12 protein-coding genes and 2 pseudogenes are annotated in these 17148 nt (G+C 41.6%); 4 read left to right on the forward strand and 10 right to left on the reverse strand.

Annotation, left to right across the window (positions count from 1 at the left end; all coding sequences use genetic code 11):
- Window positions 1-624: 624 nt before the first annotated feature.
- From NI470_RS14070 to NI470_RS14080, 3 genes are all read right to left on the reverse strand, one after another.
- Window positions 625-1863, reverse strand: a complete 1239-nt coding sequence (locus tag NI470_RS14070; protein WP_253148768.1) for an HlyD family type I secretion periplasmic adaptor subunit — start codon at window positions 1861-1863, stop codon at window positions 625-627.
- Window positions 1864-1920: 57 nt separating this feature from the next.
- The gene (locus tag NI470_RS14075; RefSeq protein ID WP_253148766.1) at window positions 1921-4119 is read right to left on the reverse strand and encodes a type I secretion system permease/ATPase; all 2199 of its coding nucleotides are present in this window, start codon (window positions 4117-4119) and stop codon (window positions 1921-1923) included.
- Window positions 4120-4188: 69 nt separating this feature from the next.
- Window positions 4189-5448 carry a TolC family protein gene (locus NI470_RS14080; RefSeq protein ID WP_253148765.1) on the reverse strand — a complete coding sequence of 420 codons (1260 nt, stop codon included), beginning with the start codon at window positions 5446-5448 and terminating at the stop codon, window positions 4189-4191.
- 588 nt (window positions 5449-6036) lie between these two features.
- On the opposite strand from NI470_RS14080, the gene NI470_RS14085 reads away from it, so the two are divergent.
- Window positions 6037-6741: an IS6-like element IS1008 family transposase gene (locus NI470_RS14085; RefSeq protein WP_001067783.1), complete on the forward strand. Its 705-nt coding sequence runs from the start codon at window positions 6037-6039 to the stop codon at window positions 6739-6741.
- 119 nt (window positions 6742-6860) lie between these two features.
- On the opposite strand, the gene NI470_RS14090 is transcribed toward NI470_RS14085, so the two are convergent.
- From NI470_RS14090 to NI470_RS14115, 6 genes are all read right to left on the reverse strand, one after another.
- Window positions 6861-7430, reverse strand: a complete 570-nt coding sequence (locus NI470_RS14090) for a recombinase family protein (RefSeq protein ID WP_253148763.1) — start codon at window positions 7428-7430, stop codon at window positions 6861-6863.
- Between the two features lie 182 nt (window positions 7431-7612).
- Window positions 7613-8512, reverse strand: a complete 900-nt coding sequence (locus NI470_RS14095) for a cation diffusion facilitator family transporter (protein ID WP_045795342.1) — start codon at window positions 8510-8512, stop codon at window positions 7613-7615.
- An 86-nt stretch (window positions 8513-8598) separates the two neighbouring features.
- Window positions 8599-11739, reverse strand: a complete 3141-nt coding sequence (locus NI470_RS14100; protein WP_253148761.1) for an efflux RND transporter permease subunit — start codon at window positions 11737-11739, stop codon at window positions 8599-8601.
- Complete coding sequence (locus NI470_RS14105) at window positions 11729-12958, reverse strand: efflux RND transporter periplasmic adaptor subunit (protein ID WP_253148759.1); 1230 nt, start codon at window positions 12956-12958, stop codon at window positions 11729-11731. Before NI470_RS14105 ends, NI470_RS14100 begins: the two co-directional genes overlap by 11 nt.
- 1 nt (window position 12959) lies before the next feature.
- Window positions 12960-14285 (reverse strand): TolC family protein, encoded by a 1326-nt coding sequence (locus NI470_RS14110; protein ID WP_156189612.1) that lies wholly within the window; start codon window positions 14283-14285, stop codon window positions 12960-12962.
- A 48-nt stretch (window positions 14286-14333) separates the two neighbouring features.
- Window positions 14334-14750: a cation efflux protein, CzcI-like gene (locus NI470_RS14115; RefSeq protein ID WP_227591103.1), complete on the reverse strand. Its 417-nt coding sequence runs from the start codon at window positions 14748-14750 to the stop codon at window positions 14334-14336.
- A gap of 219 nt (window positions 14751-14969) precedes the next feature.
- On the opposite strand from NI470_RS14115, the pseudogene NI470_RS14120 reads away from it, so the two are divergent.
- Window positions 14970-15276, forward strand: a pseudogene (locus NI470_RS14120) (IS630 transposase-related protein).
- A 31-nt stretch (window positions 15277-15307) separates the two neighbouring features.
- On the opposite strand, the gene NI470_RS14125 reads toward NI470_RS14120, so the two are convergent.
- Window positions 15308-16109, reverse strand: a protein-coding gene (locus NI470_RS14125; protein WP_253148757.1) for an IS5 family transposase whose coding sequence is annotated in 2 segments (ribosomal slippage) — window positions 15308-15844 and window positions 15846-16109 — 801 coding nt in all. Because the reading frame shifts where the segments join, the coding sequence is not laid out codon by codon here.
- Window positions 16110-16198: 89 nt separating this feature from the next.
- Here NI470_RS14125 and NI470_RS14130 point away from each other — a divergent pair.
- The gene (locus tag NI470_RS14130) at window positions 16199-16687 is read left to right on the forward strand and encodes an IS630 family transposase (RefSeq protein ID WP_253148755.1); all 489 of its coding nucleotides are present in this window, start codon (window positions 16199-16201) and stop codon (window positions 16685-16687) included.
- A 147-nt stretch (window positions 16688-16834) separates the two neighbouring features.
- Window positions 16835-17095 (forward strand): annotated as a pseudogene (locus NI470_RS14135) (zinc ribbon domain-containing protein); the annotation flags it as partial.
- Window positions 17096-17148 lie beyond the last annotated feature (53 nt).

The following is a 17148-nucleotide window of genomic DNA, read 5'->3' on the forward strand; positions in this document are numbered from 1 at the left end:
TGTATACATGATAAACCATCTATTCAATAGATAATTTTATTTAATTAATAAAATTTTTACCACATAATTAGTTTACATTATTAATCCATTAATTACATAAAATATACAACAAATAATAAAAACCTACCAAATAAGTAAAATTTAATATACCTATTTGATTACTGTGTAATTACTAGTTACACCGAATATTGAAACACTCGAAGTGATTTAAAAAATCAAGCACTCTACTTAAAATAAAGAAACCAGATTTGTCTATGCATACACTCTTGATGGAAACATCACATGCTCGTTGAATTGTTGAAATGAAAGTGTGTCAAAGCTGCCCACTTCTAGACTAAGGCCCCATATTCAAACCCAACTAATGCAATTCATATTTTTCAGCTCTTCTCCCCCCTTTCGAAGATTTAATATTTTATAAACATAAATCAGTTATAGGTTTATTTCTCCCATCATCATGCTGTGTATATTTAGGATGCTTCTCATCAATTCAACCCAGTGATTAAACCCTAGCGGCTACTTGCTGAAAGTTTTCAGACCACCTAAGTCTTAGCCAGTCTCAAGCCAATAAAAAAGCCAAATTTCGTAAAAATTTGGCTTAAATATTTAAATTATAATATTTTTTATTTATCGCTCCTGCAATGCCTGCTTCATTCGTGTGATCGGTTTGATTAAATATTGTAAAATGGTCTTTTCACCCGTTTTGACATCGACACTGGCAATCATGCCGGGAATAATCGGCATGGTTTGTCCATTTTTATCGGTCAAGGCATGCTGACTGGTTTCCACCAAAATTCGATAGTAAGCTTCATCGGGGTTTAAGTTCAGTTCGCTTGGACGGGTTTTATCACGCAAAGTGTCTGGACTAATTAAAGTTACCTTGCCTTCAAGACCACCATAAAGTGAATAGTCATACGCGGTAATTTTCACAATCGCATCTAGACCTGGATGCACGAAAGCAACATCCTGAGGACGAATATAGGCCTCCACCAGCAATTTATCGTCTAGCGGTACAATTTCCATGATGTCCTGTCCCGCCTGAACTACCCCACCGACCGTATTGATTTTAATATTTTTCACAATGCCACGTAGCGGGGCACGGATCAAACTGCGGTCTACAGGGTCAGCACGCATGGCCATATTTTCTTTGGCCTGCGCCAGTTCGGATTCAATCCGGACCAGTTCATTGTTGGCATCTGCCGCATATTGATTGCGCTTTTCATCTATTTGCAGAGCCAGATCTGAAGACTGACGACGCATTCTCAACAGCTCTACCTCAGACATTACTCCTTCAGCCACCATCGGTGCAGTAATTCCAATCTCACGGTCCAGCATCGACTTACTGGTTCTTAAGCCAGACACGGCATCCTCTACCGCACGACGTCGTGCTTCATAAGCAGCACGTTCACGACGCTGTAAATCTGGACTGATCCCGGCTGAGAATTGGATGGTAGTGCCATAAGATTCTGCCCGCAAACGCGCTACCATGGCCTCCAGATTATCTACCTTGGCCTCACTCTCACGCAACACCGCAGTGCTACGCGTATCATCCAGCGTTAATAAAACCTGGCCTTTTTCAACCACGTCCCCTTCTTTGACGCGCATGTCTTTAATAGTACCCGGGTCCAGACTTTGTACAATCTGCTCACGACTGGTCGGAATCACGCTGCCTTGACCACGTGTCACTTCTTCCACCGTACTGTTATACGCCCAGATCACAAAGACCACTAAAAAGATGAACAGCAAACCAATCATCCAGAACAGTCCTGTATGCTTTTCTTTTTGCAAAGCTGCATTCAGATCATTGACCAGTTTCAGGTCTTTGGAATGTATCTTTTCAGATGAGTGTTTTTGATTATCCTTCATACTTTTTACTCAATATTTTTATATCGCAGGCTCGGGCTTTTTCATTTCAAGTCAGATTCAAGTAGTGGGCTGGTCCGTTTCGGCTGATCTTGCCACAATCGAAGGGCGAATCACCCGTTGTGTGGATGGACGTGCTTTCTGTTCATTTTGTGCCAGTTTTTTCAGCACCGCATCACGTGGGCCATCCATCAAAATTTTGCCCTGATCCACCACTACAATTCGATCAACAATACTCAATACCTGCATCCGGTGTGTCACCACCAGTAGTGTCTTATCTTTACCCCATTGTCCCAACGCCTGCAGGGCTTTCTGCTCGGTGCCCTGATCCAATCCTGTGGTCGGCTCATCTAACAGCACCACTTTCGGATGGCGTAAAGTCAAACGTGCCAAAGCAATAATCTGTTTTTGCCCACCAGATAAGCCCTGCCCATCTTCACCCAAAGGCATATCCAGACCTTTCGGATGGTTTTGAATCAGCTGCTCCAAGCCAAATCGTTTCAGGGCATGCAGTAAATCCTGATTGCCGGTAAAGCCATCTTGACGGGCCAGATCCAAATTTTCACGCAGCGTGCCTAAAAACAAACGGGGTGCTTGGCCCAGCATGGCAATATGATGACGCACAAAGTTTGGATCAAGCTGGCGCAAATCCACCCCATCTAGGGTGACATTGCCCTGACTCGGTTCAAACAGCCCACTGGCTAGTTTCAGCAGGGTGGTTTTACCACTACCAATTTTGCCCAGAATCCCGACTTTCTCGCCTGGCCCCAACTGCAGGCTCACCCCGTTGACCACCTCAGGCGTGTCATCCTGATATTTAAAGCCGACCTGTTGCAGGTTTAACTCACCTGCAACACATTCCAGACTGATATATTCACGTTCTGGGTCACGCTCAATTTTACGATCAATAATACTTTGTAAACCTTGCATCCCGACTTTAGCTTGTTGAAAACGAATCGCTAGGTTGGCAATCTGTGCCAGTGGTGCCAGTGCACGCCCCGATAAAATTACTGCAGCAATCAACGCCCCCATGGTGATTTTAGCATTGGTATCTGGGCTATGAATGAGATAAGTCCCCACAATCACCAGTAACACTGTATTGAGCTGCTGAATCCCAACTGAAAAGTTCACCACAAAGTTGCTTAAATCACGGGTTTTGATGCTCGAAGCGGCACTGCGGGCGGTATAAAAATCCCACTTTTCCTGTGCCCAGCTGGCGGCATTATTGGTTTTTAGGGTTTCTATGCCTTCAATTGCTTCAACGGCCAGACCTTGACGCTGCGCACCTTCACGCATAGATTCATTGATAAAACGGGCCAAAGGACCTTGTGCCAAAAATCCCACCAGCATCACAATAGGGATCAGAATTAAAGGCACCAAGGCTAGCTTGCCTGCAATCAGCCAGATTACAGTAATAAACAGCAACAAGAAGGGTAAATCCACCAATACCAGTAAACTGGCACTGGTCATAAAATCACGAACCGACTCGAACTCACGCAGGTTATTCGCATACGCCCCCGATGAAGCAGGCTTTTCCGACATGTCCAGACTCATCACCCGTCTAAAAATAGCTGAGCTGATAATCAGGTCGGCTTTTTTACCGGCAATATCAGTTAAATGTCCACGAATCATTTTGGCGACAAATTCAAACAGAATCGCCAGAATCACCCCGATACTCAGTACCCACAGGGTTTCGTAAGACTTGTTTGGAATCACCCGGTCATACACATTCATCACATACAGTGAGCTGACCAATGCCAAAAAGTTAATAATAAAGGTGGCTAAAATCACCTGATAGTAATAAGAACGGAAACGCCAGACGACTTTCCAGAACCAGGCTTTCGGCATGTGATATTCAGGTAGCTCTGAACGTAAATCACTGGCCAGTTTGGGCTTGATAAACCAGCAGTAACCCAGGTACAGCTCGTTCAGTTGGGCTTGGGTCAGTTGCTGTTGGAGGCCATCACTCTGCTGAATTTGATAAACTCGCTCATCGCCCATACGCTCAATTTTGGTAATAACCGCTGCATCTTCATCTTTGAGTACGATCACCACAGGCATGGCTAAAGATGGAATATCCTGCAAACTACGCTGTGATAGAGTATTGTCAAAACCATGGGTTTTTAAGACTTCACCCAGTGAATGATAATTCACCTGCAGGTTCTGATCCTGGGTGACCTGGGCCATTAAGGTTGCCACAGAAATCGGCGTTCCCAAAAGCTGGGTAACTAAGGCAATATGTTCAACAATGGATTTCATGATTGTATTATCAACCTTTGTTATTCTGTCGGAATATTGAATTCAAAATGAGGGCTGCGTAGACCATTTCTAATGGCTCGAACCGGTGGCCCAAGTCGAAATTTTGCCTTGCGCACGTAAATAGGCCAATGCCGCCATACGAAAATCATTCCGTGCCGTGACATAAGCGATTTCTACCGCGGACAATTCGTTATAGGCATTCAACACATCGACCAAGGTTTTACGTGCGATCTTGAACTGCTTTTCATTGGCAATTACCACATCTCGTGATGCTGCAATTTGTTGACGGGTAATCTCCATTTTTTGCTTGCTCTGGAACATATCAATTTCTGCAGTTCGGGCACGCTCTTCAATATCCCGTTGAATTTGTCCCAAACGCGCCTGTGCCGCCACAATCGACTGCCCACCTTGCTCTACTGAATATTTGGTGCCCTGGTTAAATACGTCCCACGCCATGCTTAAATAAATCTGACGGTCTTCGGTGGTTACATTACCTTCCAGATTAATACTTGGGTAACGCTTGGTTTGACGATATTTATATTCGGAGCGAATACTGTCTAATTCTGCCTGTTGCGCTTGATATGAGGGATGTTGACTACTATCGGCCAGGCTATAGCGATCGACTACTTCCACAATGCTAAACTGTGCAAAAGGATCATTTAAGCCTGCCGGGTCAACATCAGGAGTATATTTTTTTAAATTGCTTAAAGCAAAACCCAACTCACGCTGTAAACCACTGATGATATGTTCCACCTGCATTTGTCGCGCTTTGGCTTGAATCAGCTCAGAACGACGCCCCTGGTCATATTGCACAATAATACCAATATCACGGGTAAATTTATTATGTCGTTCTAAACTACGATTTTGTACTTCAAGTGATTCCAGCGCACGTAAGGCTTTAATATATTCATTGCCAATGCTGTAACCCAACTCTTCTGCAGTTTCACCGGTTTTCTCATGAAAATAAGCCGACTTGCTTTTATCGCGTTCAACCTGTGCACTAATCGCGCCAAAAGAATACAGGTTCAATGTTCCGCGCAAACCTGGAGTGAAGTTTTCACTCGCGTAATCGGCACGGTTCTCATGAGATTGATCGAGGATTTGGTTCGCTGTGACTGCTAAGACTGGATAATGCAGGGCTTGAGATTCTTTGACTTTACTGATGGCTGCCTGTTCATTGGCCTGTGCCTCAATGATCAATGGGTCTTGTTCTAATGCCCTTTTTAAAATGGTTTGCAGCTCAACAGCGTTTGCCTGTGAAGATGCATAGAGTAACAATAGAATTAAAATTTCGCTGATTTTTTTGCTGAATGTAGGCAATATTTTCACGTGAACCATCTGTATAATGAACGAAATATTTAAACTCGAAATAATTAGATTATTTAATCAACAAGTGGTTATCTTCTATTTTGAATAAATATTAAAAATAACACTATATAGTATAATGATTAATTTACTTTTAAAATGGATATTTCACAACTACTATTATAGTGAAATATTTTTTTATTGTTGAAAATCAATAAAGTGGTATGTCTTTTAATTTTATCTAGAATTGGGTTGGAATGGCTTAAAATTATGAGCTCATTAAATTCATGATAAATCAGTCTTTATTCTAGATGTTAGAAGCAGATGATTCTTATTAAAATTCTGAAGATTTTTTTGATTATAATCACTATTTAACCGCGAATCGCGGATAGGAAATTGGCTTGAAAAATAAAAGGACTAGAGCCATTAGTTGAGTTACCACACAAAACCTTAAGCCCTAATCTTAATATTTTATACTAGCTCAAACCTGATCTGAATTCCTTTCCCTTATTTCCGAGTATTCCTATAAAAGTGTCACTTAAACCTGAGGGCACTGTTGCAAATAGGCTGACATGATAAGCTAAATATCTTATTTATTTCGAGATACAGCAGATGAATCCCTTCCACGGTCGGCACTTTCAAGGTGAAATCATTCTTTGGGCTGTTCGTTGGTATTGTAAATATGGCATCAGCTATCGTGAACTTCAAGAAATGCTCGCTGAACGAGGCATAAATGTGGATCACAGTACAATTTATCGTTGGGTTCAGCGTTATGCTCCAGAAATGGAAAAACGGTTACGCTGGTATTGGCGTAATCCTACAGATTTACATTCATGGCATATGGATGAGACTTATATCAAAGTGAAGGGGCGATGGACTTACCTGTATCGTGCAGTTGATCAACGGGGTCATACGATTGACTTTTACCTTTCCGCTAGACGGAACAGTAAATCAGCCTATAGTTTTCTAGGAAAGATCTTCAATACGGTGAAAAAATGGCAAATTCCACGGGTCATCAATACAGATAAAGCAGCGACCTATGGCCATGCTTTATCACGATTAAAGCGAGAAGGAAAATGTCCAGTAGATATTGAGCACAGGCAGATTAAGTATAAAAATAATGTCATTGAATGTGATCATGGTAAGTTAAAGCGAATCATCAGGGCCACATTAGGATTCAAATCTATGAAGACTGCTTATGCCACAATTAAAGGTATTGAAGTCATGCGTGCACTACGTAAAGGACAAGCATCGTCATTTTATTATGGTCAGCCTCAGGGTGAAGTGTGTCTAATCAACAGGGTTTTCGGTCTCTAAGCACTTTTTAAAGGGAACATCATCGACTCAAATCACTATTTGCAACAGTGCCGTTTGAAGTAGGATCCCAATAGAACGAGCTGATCAAGGTGAACAATTCCGTGAGGACTAAATAGCCACTACTTTTCTCTTCTAGACAAATATCGATATACAGCCTGCCGGCTGATACCAAATGCTTTTGCTAGCTCAACTTTGGATGAATACTTCTGTTCGTCCCAAGCTTGTCGCAGACCTTGAGCCTGATCAGGATTTAATTTATGGACACGACCTTTATATTTTCCCTGAGCAGCTGCGATCTTAATCCCTTCTTTTTGACGTTCTAAAATGATCTCTCGCTCAAACTGGGCAAAAGCACCCATTAGCTGCAACATCAGGTTATCCATCGGAGTAGCCTGAGCAGTGAAAGTAATATTTTCTTTGACAAAATGGATGGCAACTCTCCTCTTTACGAGCTGATCAACTTCAGTAACTAAATCTTTCAGACTACGAGCGAAACGATCCATGGAATGAACAACAATCATGTCTCCGTCACGAACATAGCTGAGCATTTCCTGAAATTTCGGTCGGACAGTGTTTTTTCCAGAAGCCTTATCAACAAAAATCCGGTCGACGTCAATTCCTTCAAGTTGTCGCCCAATATTTTGGTCAACAGAGCTCACTCTGACGTATCCCACCTTATGACCTTTCATTTTGCACTCTACCAGACGCTTATTTCATTTATTGTAATAAATAAATTTTATATTTAAAAGTTACATGTAACGTATGGTCACTTTTCATTTAAATAAGACACAAATTCTGAGACATTTCGAATGTTACTTTAGGGTATACTTTAAAGTTACACAAAACATCTATATGAAGACTAAAGTCCAAATTAGTGTTTATGTTGGTTCAATGTATTACATTTCGTATTTTCTATTTGTAACGTAATTTCAGTAATATTATGATTATGTTTTAGAACTTCTAAGGCCTTTTGATAGAGTTGATCTGTATTGCTATTCGGAGCAACCAAATGAGCAGTTAAATGAATATTTCTTGAGGATATAGCCCAGACTTTCAACTGATGAATCCCTTCAACGCCCTCTAGCTTCAATAAATCATTTCTTAACGACTCAATATCAATCTCATCAGGAACTCCTTCAAGCAGAATATGAATACTTTGTTTTAATAAAATCCAAGTTCGAGGTAAGACCCAGAAGCCAATTAACACAGCGATTACGGTATCAACCCACATCCACTGGGTAAAATAAATAACCAATCCTCCGATAATCACGCCTATCGATCCTAGAGCATCACTAAGAACTTCTAAATATGCACCTTTTATATTTAGACTTCCTTCAGCACTAGCAGAAAGGATTTTCATTGAAATCAAATTTATGACCAAACCAATGACCGCGACAATCATCATTCCAACACTTTGAATTTCAGCAGGATTCGTAAAACGTTGATAAGCTTCATATACAATATATATTGCTACCACAAAAAGCATCACCGCATTAAACAGAGCCGCTAAAATTTCAAATCGCTGATAGCCAAAAGTTCTTTTATCATCTGCGGCTTTTTTTCCAATTTTAATAGCGGCAAGAGCAATAGCTAAAGCAGCTACATCAGTAAACATATGAGCTGCATCAGATAACAAAGCCAAACTTTGGGTAATAAAAGCAGCGACAACTTCTACTATTAAAAAAGTAGTCGTTAAACCTAAGGCAACCATTAACTTCTTACTATTTTCTTCAGTAACAACCGCATGGCTATGATCATGATGTTCTGACATAAAATATTTTCCTTATTCTATTTATGATGAGCAGAGATATTAGATAACAGCCAATATCTCTGCTGTAAATCGACTAATCTATTGGATTAAGAAACTTTCTTTTCATTTATCCAACGATAAAGCACGGGTAACAGCACCAAAGTTAGTAATGTTGAAGAGATAATCCCGCCAATCACTACGGTTGCCAGTGGCCGTTGAACCTCAGCCCCTGTTCCGGTTGCCAGCGCCATTGGTACAAAACCCAGTGAAGCCACACAAGCTGTCATCAACACTGGTCTTAAGCGCAAAATAGCCCCTTGCCACACGGCTTTATGCACTGGATATTTGTCCCTTAATTCCTTAATAAAGGTCAGCATCACCAGTCCATTGAGGACTGCAACACCAGATAAGGCAATAAAGCCAATTCCAGCTGACATCGATAATGGAATATCCCTTAGCCAAAGGAACAGCACACCACCGGTCAAGGCAAAGGGTACCCCGGTAAAGACCAATAGACTTTCTTTGACATTGTGAAAGACCGCCATCAGTAAAATAAAGATAGTGATTAAAGCCAGTGGAATCACGATTTGCATCCGTGCTTTGGCTGAAGCCAAATTTTCAAACTGACCGCCATATTCTATCCAATAACCACTTGGCAAAGTGTATGCTTTGAGCTGTGTCTGTACATCAGAAACAAAAGACCCTAAATCACGCCCTTCAACATTCGTTGTAACCACAACTCGGCGTTTACCATTCTCTCGACTGACTTGGTTGATTCCTTCAATGGTCGAGACTTGCGCGACATCCGACAATAAAATACTGCCACCATTTGGAAGCTGAATAGGTAACTGGGAAACAGATGCGACACTACGGTCTTGCTCTCCAAGACGGATAACAAAATCAAAACGACGATCGCCTTCTAAAATCTCTCCCACGCTTTGTCCACCAATACTTGCAGCCACCACATCCTGAATAGATTTCACACTCAAGCCATACTGGGCAGCTAAAGCTTTATCAATCTCTACATTGAGTAAAGGCAGACCCGAAGTTTGTTCAACTTTCACCGCACTGCTACCTGCGACTTGCTGAATGATTTTCGCGATTTTTGCAGCCTCAGTATTCAAAACCTGCATGTCATCACCAAAAACCTTCACCCCCACATCACTGCGTATACCTGAAATCAGTTCATTAAAACGTAGCTCAATAGGCTGAGAAAACTCACTGTTATTGCCGGGAATTGTCGCAAGATAAGCTTCCATTCGGGTTCGAAGTGCATCTAGGCTTTCTTTTGAATCTGGCCATTCCTCACGTGGTTTCAGCATGATATAACCATCGGAAATATTCGGTGGCATCACATCTGTCGCCACTTCAGCAGTCCCGGTACGGGCAAATATAGCTTTAATTTCGGGAAAGTTTTTCAGTAAAAGCTTTTCGGTATTTTCCTGAATACGTAAAGACTCTTCCAAGCCTGTGCTTGGAGAACGTAATTGCTGTACCGCAAAATCACCTTCACTCAGCTGGGGTGCAAACTCACTGCCAATCTTCGTGCTGAGCAGCCCCGTAATGACCAGGAGACAAATGGCAAAAGTTAAAACCACCGCTTTGTAATGATAGGCTACATCCAATATCTGTTGATATCGGGTTTTGAGCCAGATCATCCAACGGCTTTCCGTTTCTTTGATCTCCCCTTTAACCCATAAAGCAACTGCAGCGGGCACAAAGGTGATCGATAAAATAATAGCTGCCACCAGTGCGAGAACAACGGTTAAAGCCATCGGATGAAATAGTTTTGCTTCGACACCACTTAAAGCAAAAATCGGCAAATACACCACCAAAATAATAAGTTGACCAAAAATAAGAGGACGACGTGCTTGGCGGGCAGCCAGAAAAACTTCCTTAAAGCGTTCACTTTGTGTGAGAGGTCGTTTTAACAGTTGCTGTGCATGGGCTAAACGCCGGATACAGTTTTCGACAATCACCACAGCACCATCGACAATGATGCCGAAATCGAGTGCACCTAAACTCATCAGATTGGCACTGATATTTTTCTGTGCCATTCCGGTTAAGGTAAACAGCATAGAGAGTGGAATGACACAGGCAGTAATCAAGGCAGCACGGATATTCCCTAAAAACAGGAACAGAATGATGATGACCAGGATTGCTCCCTCTACCAAGTTTTTCTGAACGGTTTTAATCGCCTTCTCAACCAAGGTGGTACGGTCGTACACCGTTTCAATCACTACCCCTTTAGGCAAACTATTCTGAATATCTTGAAGCTTGGCATCCACAGCTTTAGAAATAGTCCGGCTATTTCCACCCATCGCCATCATGGCAATCCCTAAAACGGTTTCTTTGCCGTTATAGGTTGCCCCACCGGTTCTTAAATCATGCCCAATAGAGACTTGCGCAATATCACCAACCCGAATTGGGCTGCCATTTGGGCTACCCAGCATGGTGTTCTCAATATCAGAAAGCCCATTGAATGTACCCGGTACACGTACCGTCAGTTGCTGACCATTGTCTTCAATATAACCTGCACCTCGGTTCTCATTATTTTGCGCTAAAGCCTGTTGCAGTTGTTCTAATGAGATATTCAGTTGTTGCATCCGGTTTAAATCGGGAGAGACCACATAGGTTTTCTCAAAACCACCAATACTGTTGACCTCTGCAACTCCCTTAACACGTTGCAGTTGAGGACGCACAATCCAATCCTGAATCTCACGCAAATCCATCGGCGTGTATGCAGTTCCATCCGGCTTTTTCGCATTCGGATCTGCCTTCAGCACCCATTGATAAATCTCACCGAGACCCGTAGAAACGGGGGACATCGTCGGTGTGATTTGTGCAGGCAACTCAGATTGCATCTCCTGTACCCGTTGGTTAATCTGCTGACGGGCCCAATAAATATCAGTCCCATCTTTAAAGACAATGGTGACTTGAGAGAGTCCATAACGGGATATGGAACGGGTAAGCTCCAGATTCGGAATGCCAGCCATGGCATTTTCAATGGGATAGGTAATCCGCTGTTCGACTTCAAGCGCAGTAAAACCCTTGGCTTGAGTATTAATCTGGACTTGGGTATTGGTAATATCGGGTACAGCATCAATCGGGAGTTTCTGATAGCTATACACCCCGACCGCAATCCAGGTACAGACAAAGAGCAACACCCAAATCGCATTTTGTATGGAAAACTGAATGATTCGTTCGAATAAACCTTCTGGTTTTGGCAGATCAGAATTAATGCTCATGGCCTGCCTCGTCTTTTTCTAATTCAGATTTGAGCAAGAAACTGCCTTGAGCGATATACTTCTGCCCTTCAGTCAGCCCAGAAATCACTTCAAGCCATTGTCCATCACTTGAAGCCTGCCCCAATTGCACTTTCTGTGCTTTTAAGTGGACTTGACCTTTTTGTTCTGAATCTACGATGAAAATACTATCTTCACCTTCAATACTTTGCAGCGCAGACTTTTGAATCCGAAGGGCTGATTTTGCTGTAGCTTCTGGAATTAACACTCTCACTAACACATTAGAACGCAACTCAGTGGCTTGCGCATCGAGTTTTGCGCGCACCACCAGACGCCCTGTTTGTACATCTGCCTGAGAGGTTAAGCTTTGTACAGTAGCTTTATAGATTTGATCTGAATCATTCACTTTAAAGTCAATTTTTTGCCCGGCTTGCAGTTGACCTGAGAATTGATTCGGCAAATTAAACTCAAGCCATAAATCTTTCAGCTGTTCAATGACAAAGAGCTGATTAGCCAGTTGCACATTTTCACCGACCACAATATCTTTTTGACTGATCACCCCTGAGATCGGTGCTTTAATCAGAAAACGCCCATTGTTATTGCCACTTGCCCCTAATGCATTTAAACGTGCTTGTGAGGACTGGACAGTAATGTGCGCTTGGCGGTAGGCATTTTCGGCACGCTGGTAATCCTGTTTGGCAGAAATTCCCTGTGACCAGAGTTGCTGTTCGCGCTGGTAATCTTTACGGGCCAAATCCAGATTCACCTGTGCCATACGCAGATTTGCCTGTTGGTCGATCAGTTCAGGCACGATTAGTACAGCCAGCGTTTGTCCTTTTTGCACGCTCTGTCCTAAAGCCACATTGACCTGCTCGACATGACCACTAAAATTAGGCGATATATGCGCTTGTTGATCGGTATTCACCACCAATTTACCTGGCAGGGTTGTCAGCTTTTCAACCAATCCTGTGGATGCAACAGCAACTTTTAAACCTTGTTCAACCATTTGTTGGCTGGTCAGTTGTATTTCGCCTTCTTCAGCATGTCCTTCTTCAGAACTATCTTCATCAGAATGTTCGGCATTTCCCTCATCATGACCATGCCCCTCAGATTCAGTTTTTTTTGAACTTAACCAAATAGCCAGACTGACCAAGACCGTAATCAGAATCAAAATTGCAATCATGAGAGACTGGGATATTTTTCCGTTTTGCTTGGCGTTCATTTTATCGTGCTCCCCCATTGATTAAATTTTGCGATGCTTCGACTGCCTTTTTATTCAGTTGTGTATAGGCATCCGAACGGCTAATTTCTTCATAACTTGTGCCAATACTGAGTGCCTCAGCTGCTAGGGCAGTTTGCCAAGCTTGACGTAGAATTTGTAATTGACCCAATCGAAGATTCTGCAGTTGGGTGGTTGCTTGCTGAACGTCGGTAATGGACAGTTTCCCTGCCTGAAACCCTTGTAAAGTACGGCTCTGAACTTTGGTCGCCAAAGTAACTTGTGCTGTTGTGGCATCGAACTGGCTACGTAAACCTTTGAGCTGATGCATGCTGTTGGCAATATCGAGTATTTGTTGCTTCAGCTCACGCTGCTGCTGTTGGTTCAGCAATATTTGCTGTTGCTGGACCATCGGGATCGCATATTGCTGGCGATTGAAAATATTCAGTGGAATAGCCACGCCGATTGCTAAAGTCGTATCGTTGCTTTCATTAGGGGTTTTGCTACGTTTCATGCCTACATTTAAAGTCGGATTGGGACGTGCCTGAATTCTTAAATTTTCAATTTGATGATCCGATTGCTGAATGTTCAAGGCATAGAATTTTTCTAGCCACCCTTCAGCAATATACCGTTGCACAGTTTGGAGACTTTGCTCTGGCCAAGGGATAGCGGTTTTATTCAATTGAAGATGTGAAGATGTTTCTCCCCCCCACAAATTAGACAGCTGACGACCGGCAGCTTGTTTATTCAGCATCGCTTGCTGATAAAGTCGTTGGATTTCTAGCGCTTCAATTTGGGTACGCTCAAAATCAACCAGGGCAATACTGCCTGCCTGATAGCGTTTCTGGGCACTGTCCAGATTGGCTTTACTTGTTTTTAACTGTACTGAATAAGCAGACTGCTCAACCTCAGCAAGTGCAAATTGCGACCATGCAAATTTAACAATCAGTTGGCTTTGTGCCTTCCATAATTGCTGTTGCAATTGGATTTGTTGATTAGAGGTATTGGCAATCACCCGGTTCAGCTTACGCTGACCAAATAGATCTAGAGGTTGACTAACGCCAACATTGAATTCCTGTTCTTGACCTGAGCCAAAGCCAGACTGTTCTAAACTTATACTTGGATTCTGCCATAACCGACTTTGCTGAATATTCAATTCAGATATTTGCTGAACTTGTTGCCACAGCTTGTCTTGAGTCTGGTAACTTTGTACTTTTGCTAAAGCGGATTCAAAGCTGGTAACGTTTTCAGCATAGCTATATTGCATAGCCGCTGCACATATACAAGCAACCAAGCTATGACGCAAGAGTATAATTGATTGTGAAGACATGATTTTTCCCACTTATTTAAATAATAAAAGTGGTGGGAATGTTTTAGGCTACCCCACCATGAGCGGGGAAAATTCGGGAGGTGGGCTTTGTTGAAACAGGTCAGGAGCCTGATAGCTGTTTTTCCAATGAAATTGTGGATTCACTTTAACTTCAGAGCTTGGATGAAACACATCTACTTTTTCATTTTGTACAATCAAATGCGTCATCGATGGTAGATGATCTTGATGATCTTCACCGATTTCTAAATCGCTACTGAATGTTTTTATGTTTTCTGACTGTCCATTATGATCGTGTTGACGACTATCGCTGGCACACAAGGTATTTTGGTGATGACCAAAATGATAACTCTGCTGTGATTGAGGCTGTTGTTCATGGACACAAAAGGCCGCCGCCACATTCCAAAAGCTTTGGAACATGAACAATCCAACCAAGACTGTAATCCATGTAGTAGAACGCATCATCATAACAATCGAAAAATTTGTACCAAGTATAAGGCTTAGAGCCACTCCAAGGTCAAGCTTAATAAATTAAATTAAACATTCAATGAACACTGAATAGCCGGCACTTTTGCAAATTTACCTTGTCTCTATAAGCTCACATCAATTTCAGGTAAGAATAACAATAGATAGACACAAGAACTTCAAGGTATAGTCAAATCATTATAAAACCAATACAATGGTGCAATGAGTTATTCAGAACATTTTAGACGTAAAATTTTAGCTAAGCTTGAGGAAGGTTATTCTATTCGAGCGGTAGCTGCACAATTTGAAATTAATAAAAATACCATTGTTGAATGGAAGAAACGTATAGAGATTAAAAAAAAATCGTGTACGTAAACCTTCTAAAATTAATGATGATGCTTTACGTGAAGATGTTGAAAAGTATCCTGATGCTTATCAATATGAACGTGCTGCACGTTTTAATTGTGGTGTTTCATCTATTGGTACTGCATTAAAGCGCTTAAATATTACAGTTAAAAAAAGACGTTAAGCCATCCTAAAGCAGATACAAAGCTTAGAACCTATCCAGAATATTTTCTATGCAAAAGTAGCCTTAAAAAGGCTAAATTAATGAACTGAAGGCTCGTATTTAGGTGCTTTTCACAGTTTTTCCAGAGCCTTCTACATTTTTCTAACCAAGCAAATGATCTTTCCACAACCCAGCGTTGTGGAATGACTGCAAATTTATGTAATTCACTTCGTTTAGCAACTTCAACTTGAGCTTCAATTAAATTCTTAACAGCTAAAGAAAAGGGTTCGCCTGTATAACCACCATCAACAAGCACAACCTCTACATTTTGTAAGGTGGCTCTATGTAAAGTTATGGCAGCTAATGCACCTTGACGATCCATTTTATCTGCTGTCGTAACCAATATTCCATGCGGGAGACCTTGAGTATCAACAATAATATGTCTTTTAATCCCTGAAACTTTTTTACCAGCGTCATAGCCTTTATCACGTGCAGTATCTGTGTTTTTTACACTTTGTGAATCAATGATGATAAAGCTCGTTTGTTCTTTCCGTCCATTGTTGATACGGGCCTCGCCAACCACATTTTTTTAAAGCTTGCTCAAGTATGCTAGGTTCAGTTTCTGATGGTTTTTTATTCCAAATCGAGAAGTAATAATGCACAGTGCTTTTAGGTGGAAAGTCTCGAGGAAGCATACTCCATTGGCATCCACTTTTTAGAATATAGAGCAAGGCGCAAAACACCTCATAGACATCAACGACTCTTGGACGTGTTTGTTTTCTTCCGCTCAATAGTAACGGTTCAATTTCTTTAAAGGCTTCTCGACTAATGTCGCTGGGATATGGTTTTCTCATGGGGGAAATTTAACAAATTATTTTTTCAATTGCGAAAAAAGAATGAAATTAATACTGGATAGGCTCTTAGGGATAAATTTATTCAGCAAGTGAATGAACTAGAAAAAAACCACCCGATTATTTATCTGGATGAAAGTAGTTTTAAGTCACATGATTACAGAGCTCATGGCTACTCACGAAAAGGAGTACCCTGTTTAGGGCAATATAATTGGCAATTAAAGAATCAGACCAATGCCATTGGAGCAATCCATAAAGGGTATTTATTTTCAGTCGGTTTATTTGACTGTAAAATCAATTCAGATGTTTTTCATTTTTGGATTGAGCAATTCCTCATACCAGCATTACCTGAAAATAGTGTAGTGGTTATGGATAATGCAGCATTTCATAAAAGAGCAGATATTCAGGAGTTATTGGAACAACAAGGGCATAAAATTCTTTGGCTTCCTGCATACAGCCCTGATTTAAATCCTATAGAACAGATGTGGGCATGGGTTAAACGTAAAGAATGGTTGATCGACTCAGTCGATGAGTTATTTCGAGTTTTTTTCGAATCCTGTATGAATAATAAAGTAGTTTGACTATAAAAAGTAGAATATGCCTATCTTGCGCAGCAGTGCGGCTCTTGGCGTTTAGCCATGAGCCGCTTTATTATTGAATTCGGTGACCGCTTAAACAATCACCTTTAAATTTATGAAAAGCAATTACACAAAATTATTTACAGGCTCTGGCGAGGTGGTTTACTCGTTAAAGTTGACCCTAGATATACAAGTCAAACTTGTAGCTCATGCGGTCATGTAGCGAAAGAGAATAGACAAACTCAATCTAAATTTGAGTGTGTTGAATGTGCCTTTAGCGAGAATGCGGATATTAACGCTTCTCGCAACATTTTAGCGGCAGGATATGCCGTTTTGTCTGTGGAGGGCCGATGCGGTAAAGGTCGCCCTGTGAAGCAGAAAGCAAGTGAAATCCGTGAGGAAGTCACCTAAGAGCTTTTGCTTTTAGAATCCCTCACTTGAGGTAAAACGAAAGTGGTGGGAGT

The sequence above is a fragment of the Acinetobacter lwoffii genome (assembly GCF_024129115.1).
Taxonomy (GTDB): Bacteria; Pseudomonadota; Gammaproteobacteria; order Pseudomonadales; family Moraxellaceae; genus Acinetobacter; species Acinetobacter lwoffii_T.

Coding starts and splice junctions, on each gene's coding strand:
- NI470_RS14115 (WP_227591103.1), bottom strand. CDS start 14,750: ATGATGATGCGTTCTACTACATGGATTACAGTCTTGGTTGGATTGTTC.
- NI470_RS14095 (WP_045795342.1), bottom strand. CDS start 8,512: ATGTCAGAACATCATGATCATAGCCATGCGGTTGTTACTGAAGAAAAT.
- NI470_RS14085 (WP_001067783.1), top strand. CDS start 6,037: ATGAATCCCTTCCACGGTCGGCACTTTCAAGGTGAAATCATTCTTTGG.
- NI470_RS14105 (WP_253148759.1), bottom strand. CDS start 12,958: ATGAACGCCAAGCAAAACGGAAAAATATCCCAGTCTCTCATGATTGCA.
- NI470_RS14110 (WP_156189612.1), bottom strand. CDS start 14,285: ATGTCTTCACAATCAATTATACTCTTGCGTCATAGCTTGGTTGCTTGT.
- NI470_RS14090 (WP_253148763.1), bottom strand. CDS start 7,430: ATGAAAGGTCATAAGGTGGGATACGTCAGAGTGAGCTCTGTTGACCAA.
- NI470_RS14100 (WP_253148761.1), bottom strand. CDS start 11,739: ATGAGCATTAATTCTGATCTGCCAAAACCAGAAGGTTTATTCGAACGA.
- NI470_RS14070 (WP_253148768.1), bottom strand. CDS start 1,863: ATGAAGGATAATCAAAAACACTCATCTGAAAAGATACATTCCAAAGAC.
- NI470_RS14075 (WP_253148766.1), bottom strand. CDS start 4,119: ATGAAATCCATTGTTGAACATATTGCCTTAGTTACCCAGCTTTTGGGA.